The sequence below is a fragment of the Cellvibrio sp. KY-YJ-3 genome (assembly GCF_008806955.1).
In the GTDB taxonomy this organism is placed as follows: domain Bacteria; phylum Pseudomonadota; class Gammaproteobacteria; order Pseudomonadales; family Cellvibrionaceae; genus Cellvibrio.
Genome location: NZ_CP031727.1, coordinates 2,432,185 through 2,447,396 on the forward strand (window position 1 = coordinate 2,432,185; position 15,212 = coordinate 2,447,396).

The 15,212-nt window shown below is 47.9% G+C and carries 12 protein-coding genes and 4 tRNA genes; 11 read left to right on the forward strand and 5 right to left on the reverse strand.

Features of this window, described 5'->3' with window-relative positions; all coding sequences use genetic code 11:
- Position 1: 1 nt before the first annotated feature.
- The gene (locus D0B88_RS10250; protein WP_151056952.1) at positions 2-841 is read right to left on the reverse strand and encodes a triose-phosphate isomerase family protein; all 840 of its coding nucleotides are present in this window, start codon (positions 839-841) and stop codon (positions 2-4) included.
- Between the two features lie 214 nt (positions 842-1,055).
- Between D0B88_RS10250 and D0B88_RS10255 the strand changes: the two genes are divergently transcribed.
- The 4 genes from D0B88_RS10255 (at position 1,056) to rhaI (ending at position 7,337) form a co-directional block, all read left to right on the forward strand.
- A complete protein-coding gene (locus D0B88_RS10255; protein ID WP_151056954.1) occupies positions 1,056-2,462 on the forward strand; it encodes an FGGY-family carbohydrate kinase in 1,407 nt (468 codons plus the stop codon).
- 148 nt (positions 2,463-2,610) lie between these two features.
- Positions 2,611-3,396, forward strand: a complete 786-nt coding sequence (locus tag D0B88_RS10260) for a DeoR/GlpR family DNA-binding transcription regulator (protein WP_007642591.1) — start codon at positions 2,611-2,613, stop codon at positions 3,394-3,396.
- Between the two features lie 443 nt (positions 3,397-3,839).
- On the forward strand, positions 3,840-6,032 hold the full coding sequence (locus D0B88_RS10265; RefSeq protein ID WP_151056956.1) for a bifunctional rhamnulose-1-phosphate aldolase/short-chain dehydrogenase: 2,193 nt from the start codon (positions 3,840-3,842) through the stop codon (positions 6,030-6,032).
- Between the two features lie 12 nt (positions 6,033-6,044).
- A complete protein-coding gene (gene rhaI, locus D0B88_RS10270; protein ID WP_225318320.1) occupies positions 6,045-7,337 on the forward strand; it encodes an L-rhamnose catabolism isomerase in 1,293 nt (430 codons plus the stop codon).
- Positions 7,338-7,418: 81 nt separating this feature from the next.
- Here the strand turns inward: rhaI and D0B88_RS10275 are convergent, their stop codons facing one another.
- Positions 7,419-8,354: an NADP-dependent oxidoreductase gene (locus D0B88_RS10275; protein ID WP_094985619.1), complete on the reverse strand. Its 936-nt coding sequence runs from the start codon at positions 8,352-8,354 to the stop codon at positions 7,419-7,421.
- A 240-nt stretch (positions 8,355-8,594) separates the two neighbouring features.
- Between D0B88_RS10275 and fbaA the strand changes: the two genes are divergently transcribed.
- The 3 genes from fbaA (at position 8,595) to D0B88_RS10290 (ending at position 11,766) form a co-directional block, all read left to right on the forward strand.
- The gene (fbaA, locus tag D0B88_RS10280) at positions 8,595-9,680 is read left to right on the forward strand and encodes a class II fructose-bisphosphate aldolase (RefSeq protein WP_151056959.1); all 1,086 of its coding nucleotides are present in this window, start codon (positions 8,595-8,597) and stop codon (positions 9,678-9,680) included.
- Complete coding sequence (locus D0B88_RS10285; protein ID WP_151056961.1) at positions 9,680-10,660, forward strand: class 1 fructose-bisphosphatase; 981 nt, start codon at positions 9,680-9,682, stop codon at positions 10,658-10,660. The genes fbaA and D0B88_RS10285 overlap by 1 nt, the downstream gene beginning before the upstream one ends.
- Positions 10,661-10,782: 122 nt before the next feature.
- Positions 10,783-11,766, forward strand: coding sequence for a glycosyl hydrolase (locus tag D0B88_RS10290; RefSeq protein WP_225318321.1), 984 nt, complete (start codon positions 10,783-10,785; stop codon positions 11,764-11,766).
- Here the strand turns inward: D0B88_RS10290 and D0B88_RS10295 are convergent.
- Together D0B88_RS10295 and D0B88_RS10300 are read right to left on the reverse strand one after the other, a co-directional pair.
- Positions 11,763-12,962: an MFS transporter gene (locus D0B88_RS10295; protein WP_225318322.1), complete on the reverse strand. Its 1,200-nt coding sequence runs from the start codon at positions 12,960-12,962 to the stop codon at positions 11,763-11,765. The genes D0B88_RS10290 and D0B88_RS10295 overlap by 4 nt on opposite strands.
- Before the next feature lie 152 nt (positions 12,963-13,114).
- Positions 13,115-13,915 (reverse strand): hypothetical protein, encoded by an 801-nt coding sequence (locus tag D0B88_RS10300; protein ID WP_151056967.1) that lies wholly within the window; start codon positions 13,913-13,915, stop codon positions 13,115-13,117.
- A gap of 242 nt (positions 13,916-14,157) precedes the next feature.
- Here D0B88_RS10300 and D0B88_RS10305 point away from each other — a divergent pair.
- The 4 genes from D0B88_RS10305 (at position 14,158) to D0B88_RS10320 (ending at position 14,568) form a co-directional block, all read left to right on the forward strand.
- Positions 14,158-14,233, forward strand: a tRNA-Glu gene (locus tag D0B88_RS10305).
- A gap of 4 nt (positions 14,234-14,237) precedes the next feature.
- Positions 14,238-14,313 (forward strand) — tRNA-Gly (locus D0B88_RS10310).
- 97 nt (positions 14,314-14,410) lie between these two features.
- Positions 14,411-14,486, forward strand: a tRNA-Glu gene (locus tag D0B88_RS10315).
- Positions 14,487-14,492: 6 nt separating this feature from the next.
- Positions 14,493-14,568 (forward strand) — tRNA-Gly (locus tag D0B88_RS10320).
- A gap of 209 nt (positions 14,569-14,777) precedes the next feature.
- Here the strand turns inward: D0B88_RS10320 and D0B88_RS10325 are convergent.
- Positions 14,778-15,200: a PA2817 family protein gene (locus D0B88_RS10325; protein ID WP_225318323.1), complete on the reverse strand. Its 423-nt coding sequence runs from the start codon at positions 15,198-15,200 to the stop codon at positions 14,778-14,780.
- Between the last annotated feature and the right edge of the window lie 12 nt (positions 15,201-15,212).

Below are 15,212 nucleotides of genomic sequence, written 5' to 3' on the forward strand. Positions count from 1 at the left end.
ATTAACTGGCATCCATGTAGTTTTCGTAGTCCTTGCGTTCGGTGGCGTAATTAAATACCGGTGCCAGTGAAAAAACCTTATTACAAATAGCGCGGAAGTGCTGCAGGTTTGAATTGGCGCAACCAATTAATAGCCCATCTACATCGGGCTGGGCGATGAGGTTTAATGCGTTGTCGTGATTGACACTGCCCCCATAAATAATGGCAATTTTATTGGCCTGTGTTGCACCAAGAATATCACTCAGCAAACGGCGAATATCGGCATGAACTGCCTGTGCAAACACCGGTGTCAATGCCTGGCTACTGCTAATCGCATATGCGGGTTCGTAAACAATGTAAAGCGGTGTGTTATCGCCCAGGGTAATACCTGCAAGGGCTTGGGTTATTTGTTGGTGCAGAACCGTGTAGGTTTTACCGGCTAATTTTTCCTCCAACGTTTCACCAATACACAGTGCGGGGGAAACACCTGCGGCCAATAATTGTTTCACTTTAATGTGATAACTGTAGTTGCCTTCGTTGAGCGCCGTGCGCCGCTCGGCATGCCCTACGAGGCAGAGTTTGCAGCCCATTGCTTTGGCGGTGTGTGCGGAGAGTTCGCCAGTAAACGTGTGCGGGTCAGTATTAATATTTTTGCAGCCGATCAATAATTTATTGCTGATTTGCATGGCGAGTTGAATCATTTCACCCACGTAAATACTGGGTGAACAAATCGCCAGCGTAAAGTTATTTGCAGCATGATGCGGGTTGATGGCTTGCCCCAACTCCACTAGCGTGTCTTGCATAAGTTGCTTGCTGCCATTGAGTTTCCAATTGCCGATAATAATTTTTTCGCGCTTGTTCATATGACCTGGGTTCCTGTTACGACCATGCCGAAGGTTGACGATGTATGGATAGTTTTTGTTATTGAGTGGCGACCTGGAGTTTTCGGGCGCTGTGTTAGAGTCTACATCTGACCACAAAAGATTGAAAGTGATTAATTTTGCTTGCAAAAGATTGTCTTGTCGCTATGATTGGTCGCACTTACCCTGATATAGCCTGAATTACAGAATCATCACTATGAAAGCTGTCCTCGATATAGGTAAAACCAACGTTAAACTGCAGCTGGTGGACAGTTCCGATCAGCTTTGTGACAGCTATTCCCGTAGAAATATGCCGATAGAGACTGCGCCATACCCCCATGCCGATGTCGCGGGTATTTGGCACTGGCTGGAACAAACGTTGGTGAATTACCCGCGCGTTCACGAAATTAGTGCCCTGGTTGTGACAACCCACGGCGCTACGGCGGCACTGGTTAACAGCAAGCTTTCACTGGCAGATGGCTTAGCTCTTCCGGTATTGGATTATGAATATGCGGGCATCAATGATTGTGATTCGGCCTACCACTCGCTGCGCCCGGATTTTGCCGAAACTCTCTCGCCCGATTTGCCTGCAGGGTTGAATTTGGGGCGGCAGATTTTTTGGCTACAGCAGCAATTCCCCGGGCCATTTGCAACAGCGACACACTTATTGATGTACCCACAATATTGGGGCTGGCGCTTAACCGGCCAATTGGCAGGGGAGGTGACATCGCTTGGTTGCCATACGGATTTATGGGCACCGCGCGCGCATCACTATTCGTCGCTGGTAGAAAAATGCCATTGGCAGGGGTTGATGCCACCGCTGCAATCGGCTTGGGAAACCTTGGGCACTATCCGCCCTCTCGTTGCAGAGAGCATGGGCTTAAGGGCAGATTGCAAGGTCTATGTCGGCCTGCATGATAGTAATGCCAGCTACCTGCGTTATTTGTGTGCCAACCGCACCGAAGCGGCCAGTTTTACCGTGGTATCCACCGGTACCTGGACAATCCTGATGCAAGCTCGGGGCGACCTTAGCAGCTTGCATCGCCGTCGCGACACTCTGGCCAATTGTGATGTCTATGGTGACCCGATTGCCTGCGCCCGTTTTATGGGCGGGCGTGAATACGATGCAATTTGCCAGCGTTTGGGGGGGGATATCAAAACTCCGGTAACGCAGCAGGATATACAAGGTGCACTGGATAATCTGTGGATGGTCACGCCGGATTTTAGCAGTGGCAATGGCCCTTATGGCGGGCTTGAACCTAAGCTGCAGTGCCCGCTGCCCGCACCCTCTGCCGGTGCTATTGCTACTCTTTACTGTGCATTAATGATTGATCAGCGCCTGAATGATTTACAGGCCAGTGGTGCGATTTATATTGAAGGTGCGTTTCTTAAAAACCCGCTGCTGTGCCAGTTGGTGGCGCAGTTGCGCAGCGAGCAGCCGGTGTACTTATCTGCCGACGATACCGGTACTGTACAGGGCGCATTGTTACTGACCCGTATTGACGGTTCAGCGGCCGCTAGTCAATCACCCTCCGCTAATCTGGTGTTGGAGGCCTGCGCGCCTGCCCAATTCAACGGCCTGTGGGAATATCGCACCCATTGGTATGCACTAATTACCCAATAATCACCAATTTCCCCCGCAATCAATCAAATACTATGTTATTTGATTGATTATGATTGGTTATCTCAGTATCATCGCTTGACAGCTTATAACACTAGCTACTAAACAAATCGGTTCTGGGTATTCATCATCATTTTTCGGGGCAAGGCATATGCTGGAGAAGCAGCGTCAACAACTTATTTTGGATTTTTTGGAAGAGGCACAATTTGCCAGTGTCCGTGCCCTCTGTGATCAACTCAATTCCTCCGAGGCGACTATTCGCCGTGATTTAAATAAATTGGCCGCATCGGGAAAAATTAAAAAAATTCGCGGTGGTGCAGAAGTTATTCAATCCAAAGTAGTGCCCACGGCAAAAATATCCGGCAAATCCTTTTGGGTTGATAAAGAAAAAAATGTCGATACCAAACGCATGATTGCCAAGCGCGCGGTAGAGCTGTGTGAGGATGGCGAATCGGTCATTATCAATGGTGGTTCTTCTACCTTTATGATGGCGGAATTTTTGCAAGATCGCCGTATGAATATTCTCACTAATTCGTTTGTATTGGCACACGAATTGTTGGAGTCCAGCCAAAATCAAATTACCCTGCCGGGTGGTGAGGTTTATCGCAAGCAGAGTATTATTCTCAGCTCCTTTGAAAATGACACTACGCAAAATTACCACGGTAGCAAGATGTTTATGGGCTGCCCGGGCATTAGCGAAGTAGGGGTGATGGAGACTGATCCGCTGCTGATTTTGGCGGAGCAAAAATTACGTAAGCGTGCAGATAAATTAATTGTGCTCGCGGACAGCACCAAAATTGGTGTTAAAGGCAATTTAATTTTTAGCCCACTTTCGGGTGTGGATGTAGTGATTACCGATAGCAATGCAAACAAGGCTACGCTGGAGCATTTTGAGCGTCAGGGTATTCAGGTTATTGTGGTTGATGCCTGCGATTAATGCGCGACTTGTTGTGCTTGGGTTAAATTTTTTACTGCAGTTTTAATATTCTTGTAATGGGTTGTCAGGTTCATTGTGGCCTGACAATTTTTTTTAATTTCATTGCACGCCAATCTTCCCCTCCGCCGTTTGCCTTTTTTCTATCCAGTTTACCCTTCGCTATTTTCTCGCTGCTTTCTTTTTTCTTCCCTCTATACTTTGTTTCTGTGGTTGATGTGCCGTGTTGTTCCGGGTGATTTGCCTGGTATGAGTTGTGCCTATGTTGTGACGCCGGTTCCGATTTCCCCTGCTGTTATGTCAATGTGATCGAAATCAGACTTTGAGGATTAATTATGATTGAAAATGATTGTAAATGCTTCCGTATGTGGTTATATTGACTGCATTGTTAATTGCATAGCAACAAAGCAATCAGTTGTATCCACTATAAATCATAGGAATCATCCATGTCTTACCAGCCAGATGAATATAAACACGTCAATTACCTCTGGGATGATGCAGTTGCCGACAAGCTGGATCCGGTAGAAAACCTGGTGTATCGCTCCAATAAGTTGGGCGAAGACCAGCGCATCACCAATACCGGTGGTGGCAATACCTCGGCCAAATTGATTGAAAAAGACCCGCTCACTGGCGAGAAAGTAGAAGTGTTGTGGGTGAAGGGTTCCGGTGGCGATTTGCGCACCTCCAAAAAAGAAAATTTCTCTTCGTTGTACAGCGGCAAGTTGCAAGCGCTGGACAAGGTCTACCAAAACTATGCCGACAAGGGTTACAAATCTGCCGGTGAAGACCGCATGGTAGGAATGTTCACTCATTGCAATTTTTGTTTGAATCCGCGTGCGTCATCCATTGATACCCCGCTGCACTCCATGATTGCGGAAAAACACGTTGACCATTTGCACCCCAATGCGGTGATTTCGGTAGCCTCCTGTAAAGATCAGGAAAAACTTACCCAGGAAATTTGGGGCGGTAAGCTGGCCTATGTACCCTGGATGCGCCCTGGTTGGGAAGCAGCGAAAGTTTGTGAAGAAACCTACGCTAAAAATCCGGATATTTGGGGAATTTTGCTCGGTCAACACGGCCACACCAACTGGGCCTCCGAGAGCAAAACCTGTTACGACACCTCGCTCTGGGTGATTGAAACTGCCGCGCGTTATATCGAACAACACGATAAAGGCGCTAACACTTTTGGTGGTCAAAAGTACCAAAGCCTGAGCGATGCCGCGCGCACTGAATTACTGCGCGAGTTTTTGCCGGTAGCACGCGGTTTGATTTCTGAAAAAGTAAAATTTATCGGTACAGTGCAAACTGATGAAACCACCTTGCGTTTTGTTAACAGTGTGGATGCACCGCGCCTTGCTGAATTAGGCACTTCCTGTCCGGACCATTTCCTGCGCACTAAAATCAAACCGCTTTATGTTGAGTTTGATCCGCAGAACGACAGTTTGGAAACCTTGATCAGCCGCTTCAAAATCGGTTTGGAAAAATATCGCGCGGATTATGCGGCTTATTATGAAGCGTGCAAACGTGCTGATTCTCCGGCGATGCGCGACCCAAGCCCCACCGTCGTATTAATCCCCGGCGTGGGCATGATTGCCTGGGGCAAAAACAAATCCGAATCGCGCGTGACCGCTGAATTTTATAATTGCGCGATTGAAGTCATGCGCGGCGCAGAAGCGATTTCTGAATACACGGCACTGCCGGTGCAAGAAGCCTTTGATATTGAATACTGGGCGTTAGAAGAAGCGAAATTGCAGCGTATGCCCAAAGAGGCAAATCAAGCGCGCAATGTGGTGGTTGTGATTGGCGCGGGCGATGGTATTGGTAAAGCAGTTGCACACCGTGTTGCCAAAGAGGGCGCGCACGTCGTTTGTGCGGATTTACGTTTGGAAGCCGCCGAACAAACCGCTGCTGAACTCACCAAAATTTATGGCCAGGGTATCGGTGTGGCCGGTACGGGTATTTCCAGTTGCGGCCCCGCTATTGCGCTGGCAGTGGACATTACCAAACGCGAAACCGTACAGGAAATGTTTACCCAGGTAATTCTCGCTTACGGTGGTATTGATAATGTGATTGTTACCGCCGGTGTGTTTATCGCCGAAGGCGCCGACATGAATCAAAACGACAAGATTTTTGATTTGAGTTTTGGTGTGAATGTGAAGGGCGGTTATGTAGTGGCATCAGAGGCGCAAACTATTTGGGCCAAACAAAAATTGCCCGGCTCACTGGTATTAACCACCAGTGTGAATGCAGCGGTTTCCAAAAAAGGTTCACTCGCCTACGACACCAGCAAAGCAGCTGCTAACCACTTGGTGCGCGAGTTGGCCGTAACCCTCGCGCCGCTCGTGAATGTGAATGCGCTGGCACCAGCGACGGTAGTGCAGGGCAGCAATATGTTCCCGCGCGACCGGGTGATTTCATCGCTGGCAAAATACGATATTGCGTTTGATGAGAGTGAAAGTACTGAAGCGCTGCGCAGCAAATTGGCAGAGTTTTATGCCCAGCGCACACTCACCAAAAAACCAATCACCCCGGACGATCAAGCCGAAGCCGCTTTCCTGTTAATCTCCGGTCAACTCAGCAAAACCACCGGTCAGGTCATCAGTGTTGATGGTGGTTTGCACGAAGCCTTCTTACGTTAAGAGACAATAATCATGAGACGCATAGATTCAGCTGTATTACACGAGCAAAATGAAAAAGAATTTGCATTTCTGCAAACGGATTTTAATGCGCTGGGTGAAAAAATCAGTCGCGATGGTATCGATATAGAAGCCATCACCAAAGCGGCAGAAGCCTTTCAAATCGCTGTACCCTCCTGGGGAACTGGCACCGGCGGCACTCGCTTCGCTCGCTTTCCCGGTCAGGGCGAGCCGCGCAATATTTTTGAAAAAGTGGAAGACTGCGCGGTGATTAACGAATTATCCGGTTGTACCGACAGCATTTCGCCGCATTTTCCTTGGGATAAAGTGGATGATTTTGCGGAATTAAAACAACATGCCGATGCTTACGGTTTGAAATGGGTATCGGTTAATTCCAATACCTTTCAGGATCAACCCGGCCAAGCGATCTCTTATAAATACGGGAGCCTGAGCAACACTGAAAAAGCCTCGCGCGATTTAGCCATCCAACACAATCTGGATTGCATCCGCTACGGCCAACAACTCGGCGCTAAAAGTTTAACTGTGTGGGTGGGCGATGGCTCCAACCACCCAGGCCAGCAACATTTCCAGCGCGCGTTTGAGCGCTACCTGGCCAGTGCCGAACAAATTTATAAAGGCCTGCCAGCGGATTGGGAAATGCACCTTGAACACAAAATGTTTGAGCCAGCGTTTTACTCCACCGTGATTCAGGATTGGGGCAGCAGCATTCTGGCTGCCATGCACTTGGGGCCAAAATGTAAATCGCTGGTGGATTTGGGGCACCATGCGCCCAATACCAATATTGAAATGATTGTGGCGCGTTTGATCCAATTTAAAAAATTGGGCGGCTTTCATTTTAACGACAGTAAATACGGCGATGACGATTTGGATTCAGGTTCATTGCAGCCCTACCAACAATTCCTGATTTTTAATGAATTGGTGGACGCTGAGCATCGCAAAGAATCCGAATTTAATCCGGCTTATATGCTCGATCAATCGCATAATGTAACCGACCCAATTGAAAGTTTGGTGACCTCGGCGATTGAAGTGCAACGCTCTTATATCAAAGCATTGTTGGTGAACCGCGAAGCGCTTTACGGCTATCAGGACGCTAACGATGCGATCATGGCCTCGGGCGAATTAAAACGCGCCTTTAACTTTGATGTGGCGCCTATCCTTGCGATGGCGCGCTATCGTAAAGGGGCAGCGATTAATCCACTCAAAACCTACCGTGCGGCTAACTACCGCAATGCGATGGCGCCGGTTCGTCCGCGCGATCCTAAAGCGACTGGCTCGGGTATTATCTAAGCCATTAGCTGATACAAAAAAAAGAGCGCCAATGCGGCGCTCTTTTTGTTTGTGGGTTAGCGTGCTTATTGGCTAAGCAGATCAGGGTTTGCCGATATGCAAAACAATTTTTCCATCGGCGCGGCCGGATTCACTTAGTGCATGGGCTTTTACAATATCTTCCAGTGCAAACTCGGCGGCAATAATCGGGCGAATTTTTCCGGCGTCAACCAGCGCTGCCAATTCTGTTAAAACCGCGGCGTCGGGTTGAATAAATACAAATGCGCCGCGTGCGGAATGTGCTGCTGCTTTTTCTGCTGCGGGCGGGCTCACTACTGAAACTAAAATGCCACCTTCTTTGAGTGAAGCCCAGGATTTTTCCTGCACTTCGCCGCCAATAGTGTCAAACACTATGTCCATGCCGTGGACCACATGGTCGAATTCCTGGGTGCGATAATCGATAACCTGATCGGCGCCAAGGGATTTCACTAGCGGAATATTTTTTGTGGAAGTAGTGGCTACCACATGAGCGCCAAATGCCTTGGCCAGTTGCACTGCCAGTGAGCCTACACCGCCGGAACCCGCGTGAATGAGTACGCGGTCGCCAGCTTTGATGGCTGCCGTTTTAACTAATACATCCCATGCGGTAATACCGGCCAGTGGCAGTGAGGCGGCACTTGCATGAGTAATGGTTTTAGGTTTGAGTGCGACTTCATTTTCATCAATCGCAATAAATTCGGCATAACCACCATCGCGTAAAATATTGGGGCGTGAATAAACCGCGTCACCCGGTTTAAATTTTGTAACACCACTACCCACGGCCTCTATCACACCTGAAATATCCCACCCCAAAATAAGCGGAAATGAGTAGGGCAGCATGTCTTTCAAGTAACCGGCGCGAATTTTCCAATCCACCGGATTTATTGCACTGGCTACTACGCGTACCAGTACATCCTTTTCTCCTGGTTGCGGCATGGGCGCATCTTCCAGTGTTAATACCTCTTGCCCGCCATAGGCATGAATTCTGACTGCTTTCATCGCATGTGCCTCTTTAATCCTGATGTTTACTACTGTCTGACCATAGCCGTTCAGTGAGTTATATCAAGGGGAATCATTATTTTGTAGTGGAGAGTTGGTGCGCTGGTCATGTTTCGACTAAGCCCATTCATTTTTTGATCTTATGTGATCGAAAAACTACTTTTTGTTGTTGTTTGTGATTGAAATTAATTGAAAAAGAATTAATATGATCGTATTGCAACAGGAGTAATGAACAAAATCATGATTAGCTTGCGAAAACTTGTCCAACCCGGTGTTGTTACTGGTAGTGATTTACAAACGGTCTATGCCGATGCCAAGGCAAATAACTACGCCATACCCGCCGTAAATGTCATTGGTACCAATTCCATCAATGCTGCACTCGAAGCGGCACGCAATGTGGGTTCGCCGGTTATTATTCAGTTGTCTCACGGTGGCGCTACGTTTTTTGCCGGTAAGGGGCTCAAGCTCTCCGGGCAAGATACGGCGGTGTTGGGGGCAGTCGCGGCAGCAAAGTATGTGCATGAGGTGGCGGCTTACTATGAAGTGCCAGTGGTGTTGCATACCGATCATGCAGCCAAAAAATTATTACCCTGGATTGATGGATTGTTAGTCGCGGGTAAACGCCATCTCGAACAGACTGGCAAACCTTTATTCAGCTCACACATGATTGACTTGTCGGAAGAGTCTCTCATTGAAAATATTGCCATTAGTGCACGCTATCTGGAAAAAATGGCGCCCATGGGTATGGGGCTGGAAATTGAATTGGGTTGTACCGGTGGCGAAGAAGATGGTGTTGATAATAGCCACATGGATAAATCGGCGCTTTACACTCAGCCAGCGGATGTGGCTTACGCCTATCAGCAACTGGCATCCATCAGTAAAAAATTTACCATCGCCGCTTCCTTTGGCAATGTACACGGTGTTTATAACCCCGGTAATGTGCAATTAAAGCCAACGATTTTGAAAGATTCACAAGCTTTTGTTAGTAAAGAATTTGGCTTGGCAAAAAATGCACTGGATTTTGTATTTCATGGCGGCTCCGGATCTGCCCCGCGCGATATTGCAGAAGCGATTGACTACGGTGTGGTAAAAATGAATATCGATACCGATACCCAATGGGCTTTTTGGCAGGGCGTGTTGAATTTTTATCGCACCAATCCCAATTGTTTGCACAGTCAATTAGGCAATGACAAAGGCCCGGATGCACCCAACAAAAAATTCTATGACCCGCGTGTATGGTTGCGTAGTGCAGAGCAGGCAATGGTCGCTCGTTTAACCGAGTCTTTTGTGCAATTAAATTGTGTTGGACGCTACAAGGCAAACTAATGATTTCGTTTAAAACATTATTGGCGCAAGAAAATGCGGCTCCGGAATTAATTGATCTGGTTGCGGTAATTTTATCCACCTGTCACCACATTGCTGAACAAGTTGGTCACGGTGCCTTGGGTAATACGCTTGGTGCAACCGACGCGGAAAATGTGCAGGGCGAAGTACAAAAAAAATTGGATGTAATCGCCAATGATTTATTAATTGAAGCACTGACTGCTCACGGCTCGGTAAGAGCAATCGCCTCCGAAGAGGAAGAACATGCGCGGCTTGCTTGCTCCGGTGCGCCTTATTTGGTTGCATTTGATCCACTCGATGGTAGTAGCAATATCGATGTGAATGGCCAAATCGGTACAATTTTTACTATTTTGAAGGCGCGGGATGATGTGCCTGATCATAGCGACGAGCAATTTTTTCAAACCGGTAGGGATCAGCTTTGTGCGGGTTATGTGCTCTATGGGCCTTACACCACATTGGTAATATCTACAGGAGCGGTGGTGCATGAATTCACGCTCAATAAAAGTAGTGGTGAATTTATTTCATCAAAAAAAGATATGGTTTTTCAGCAGGGCACGCGTGAATTTTCCGCCAATATGGCGAATTTATTTTATTGGCCAAAACCGTTTCAGAATTATTTAACCAGCTTGATCGCCCCCCAGCCTGCGAATACCCGTTTTAATATGCGCTGGCAGGGGGCGATGGTGGGGGACGTGCACCGTATTCTCACGCGCGGCGGTGTTTTTATTTACCCAAGTGATACGCGCGATGTTGCACAGTCAGCCAAGTTGCGGTTGTTGTATGAGGCGTTTCCTATGGCGCTATTGGTAGAGGCGGCCGGTGGTTGTGGTTACACCGAGGCAGGGCGAATCCTCGACACACCATTAACCCAGTTACATCAGCGCACTCCGGTTATTTTGGGGGATAAAAACTGGGCAAATGCTTGTTTTACTGCATTGTCGATAATCAATACCGCCGCATAATGTGTCAGCTGGGTTAAGGTTTTTTGCTAGGCCTTGGATGCTACATATCCAAGTTGTCGTCGTCGTTTCGCCGGCTTAATTGCCGGCGTTTTTTATTCTGCAAATTGTTTGAGGTAGTGACCATGTTCACTTCGGGATTGCATCGGCTGTTAGTGATTGTTGGATTGCTCGCGAGTCTTTCAGGCTGCGTATCAGGTATCGATGAAAACAATACATCAAGCAAAACCGCATACTTGTTCACTTACTTCACCAAAAATGGGGAGGACGGTTTACATCTCGCGGTGAGTAGGGATGGTTATCATTGGCAAAAAGTTCCGCGTGCAGAAAATCATTGGCGGCCAACTATCGGCAAATCCAGGTTGATGCGTGACCCAAGTGTGGCGCAGGGGCCGGATGGCACTTATCACATGGTGTGGACATCGGGCTGGAATGAAAACAATATTGGTTATGCATCCACCAAAGATTTTGTAAATTGGACAGCGCAAAAAGAAATTCCGGTAATGGCCCATGAACCCAGTGTGCGTAATACTTGGGCGCCAGAAATTATTTATGACGAGGTCAGCAAAAATTTTGTGATTTTTTGGTCATCGACCATTCCGGGTAAATTTCCGGCAACAGATGGAGCGTCTGAGGATAATTACAATCATCGCCTTTACGTTACTACCACGCAGGATTTTCTAACCTTCACTCCCACCCAATTATTTTACGACCCAGGTTTCAGTGTGATTGATGCGACGTTTTTGCGCTTCAATGGCAAATTGCATTTTATTGTGAAAGATGAAACCCGTTTCCCGCCCAAAAAATATTTGCAGGTCGCCTCCGCTAACAGTTTGCAGGGGCCTTTTGGAACATTGAGTGACCCCATCACCAAGGAAGGGTTGTGGGTGGAGGGGCCAACTGGGGTACAAATTGGTGATAGTGCGGTGATCTATTACGATGCTTATACCACGCATCGTTACGGCGCCTTGCGCTCAAGCGATATGATCAACTGGGAAGATGTATCAGATCAGATGCACTTCCCCGATGAAGGTACTCCGGTGCGCATGCGTCACGGCACGGTCATTCCCGTGCCGGTAGCACTGGTTGAAAAATTGATTTCACCCTAACCGTTTTTGATGGAATCTTTTTTGGCTAGAGCGTAAATACCCAAACCGGCGATGGACAGTATCAATCCCACCCAGCCGGTAGATGACCAACCAAGGCCCAAGTCGATTGCCCAGCCACCGAGTAGTGCACCAATGGCGTTGGCAAAGTTAAATGCGGAGTGATTAAGTGCTGCTGCCAGGGTTTGTGCCTTGCCAGCAACATCCATCAGGCGAATTTGCAGGGCGGGGCCAATTGCCACCACTGTGCCGACTAAAAATACATTAATGCAGGCAATCCACAGCACATGGGCAGTCAGCACAAAGGCTCCCAGTACCAACGCCGACCAAATTAAGGTTGCGCGTACAGACCCCATCAAATCCTTGTCGGCCATTTTGGAGCCCACAATATTACCTACCACCATGCCTGCGCCGAACAGAGCCAAGATAAATGGCACGCCCGCTTCGGTGAGCCCCGCCAGCGCCATCAAGCTCGGTTTGACGTAGCTGAACACGGCAAACATCCCCCCAAAACCTATGGCGCCGATTCCGAGCGTCAGCCAAACCTGTTTATTGCCCAGGGCTGCCAGTTCGCTCCGTGGGCTTGCCGATTTATCCCGAGGTATGACGGGTAGCCAGTAAAAAATCATCACCGCTGATAACAGAGCTATTAGCGCCACAAATACAAATGCGAAACGCCACCCCAACCATTGGCCCAGTGCGGCAGCTAGCGGTACACCAATTAATGTCGCAAGTGACAGCCCCAGCATCGCCATAGCTACCGCTTGGGCGCGTTTGTGCACTGGAACTAATGAGGCGGCAACCAGCGCAGCGATACCAAAATAAGTGCCGTGTGGTAAACCACTCATGAAGCGCATTGCCATCATCCACTGATAATCGGCAGCGAATGCACTGGCAAGGTTTCCCGCGGTGAAGAGCGCCATCAGAATAATTAGCATCAAACGACGCGACACCCGTGCACCGAGCAGCGCCAGTATGGGAGCGCCTATCACTACACCCAGCGCATAAGCGCTAATAGTATGACCTGCTTGGGGGATGCTAATGGCAAGGTCTGCCGATACTTCCGGCAGGAGCCCCATAATCACAAATTCACTGGTTCCCACCGCAAAACTACCCACACCCATCGCCACTAACGGGCGAACCACCTCGGCGTGCGACTTAATTGTGAGCGATACATCACTCTGGGTTACATCTAACATCAAAAACATTCTCAGGGGCAGGGTATAAAAAGGAGGTGCATATTATGGAGGGGGCGGTCTGACTGACAATAATTTTTTGGATTTAATTATCAGCCAGAGGATGTTGCGTTTTTATTGCAGAGTTGGGGTGGAGGGGCTGAGTTCAGTAGGGTTTAATCGTAAATGGATTTCTTTTTCCATTTTTCGTTTTCTTCCTCAAACTGTTTCCACTCTTTGCTGCTGGTGCTGTCATCTACCTGCCGTTTGGGAGTGGCAGTTGCTCCATTGGCGGTGGCTGCTTCTCCAATAACATCAGCCTTTTCTTCCAGTTTGGACATAACAGCATCCAGCTGGGCGATTTGTTTATCAAACAAATGACTGCCGTTACCCGCGGCCAGTGCTTTACGCGCGAGGCCGTAGTGATGGATTGCGAGCCGCACTTTGCCAATTTGTTGTGCTTGGCGGGCGTTAAATACATGACCATCCACAGTAATTTGTAGCGTTAGCCGATTGATTTGATCCGTATAAGCCTCGGTTTGTACCTGATTGATATGGTTTAGCGCGGATTGTTGCAGCACAAACTTGTGCAGCTCTTGCAGTAGGTGATTGGCTTCTTTTATTTGTTGGGGATTGTCCAGCCTGACCTTGTTTTGGCCGCTGGTTTCCTTTTGTGCAGCCAGTAAGTTGCTGTAAAGGCTTAGATTTTCGGCATGGGTAGGGTCATTAGGTTCAAGGCGCGAGAGTTGTTCGCAGCAGTCAATTAATGCGCGATAAAGTAAGCCGGTTAAGTCATTGGAAAGAAAGCCTTGAGGAAATCCTGTGGCCAGGTCGCGAAATGAATTGCGGCGCGCGCGCAAAGCGGTCACCAGTCTTTGCCGCTGTATGCGTTTCTTTTCTATTGAATGGGAGATAAATAAATAGCCTGCCAATAAAATCAGCAAAACAAAAATTCCGGCGATTACATAAGCAGACATGATGGTTTAAGAACCTTATTGATTAAATGCTGGGCAAACTTATGCAACAAGTATAGCACCGATAAAATTGGCGTCAGAATTTGAATAGGTGAACCTGAAGCGATGAGCTAAGTGCTTGTTTCCGCAATGATAAAAAAAGAATTAAAAGTGTTGACACCTGCTGCATCCGACCCTAGAATGCGCCCCACTTCTGACGCAGACGTTAACTTGAAAAAGAAAACAAAAGTGTTGGAAGGTCCGGGGTCCCCTTCGTCTAGTGGCCTAGGACACCGCCCTTTCACGGCGGTAACAGGGGTTCGAGTCCCCTAGGGGACGCCATATAGCGGGAATAGCTCAGTTGGTAGAGCATAACCTTGCCAAGGTTAGGGTCGCGAGTTCGAGTCTCGTTTCCCGCTCCAACTTCCATATGGAAGTTAAGTTCAATAGAAATTAAGCAAAAGTTTTAAACTGTTAGTGAAGTGTATTTTATTGTTATCGCCCGATAGCAATTGAAATGTCCCCTTCGTCTAGTGGCCTAGGACACCGCCCTTTCACGGCGGTAACAGGGGTTCGAGTCCCCTAGGGGACGCCACATTTAGCGGGAATAGCTCAGTTGGTAGAGCATAACCTTGCCAAGGTTAGGGTCGCGAGTTCGAGTCTCGTTTCCCGCTCCAATTTCTCTAGCAGAAATTCTAAAGTTTAGAATGTGCGTCTTTCTTGTTTGTACCCTCGTTCCAGTCTATTCCTTTCCTTGCAACAAATTTATACGTCTCATACTCAATAATTAATTCTTTGGATTGTCCTTTTATTTGTATTTGTTGATCAAATCCTTTGGTGAATTAGTTGTTCACGTCCCTGTGTTAAATTTGGTTCGCTTAATTTTTCAGTGCATTCCCATGAGTTTGGCTCGGGCCTCTTTGTAATCAAAGGGTTGCTGCTCACTTTTTGCAATTTCGCGTAACTCATCCAATTGTTGGAATATGCTTATCTCTTCGTCTGGCATGTAATGTAGGCAGTCTCCACCAAAAAACCATAGGAGGTCGCGATAGAGGAATGGCATCAGGTGAGGGTAAGCGCCCACAACGCGGTACATCAGTAGTTGACCCTTGTCCAGCCAATCAGGGTTATGTGGATTGTTGGCGAGATCATCGAGTGCAGCTAAAAACTCTGCGTCATCTGTAGTAGCTTCTTCAAGGTTAAAGGGGGGAAGCTGTTTAATTTGCGCAGTAAACGCATTAAGTAAGTCCAAATGATATATGTAATACTCTTTATCGTATTGGTTCTCTTCGAAACTTGAAATCGACATACTTAGCCTTAA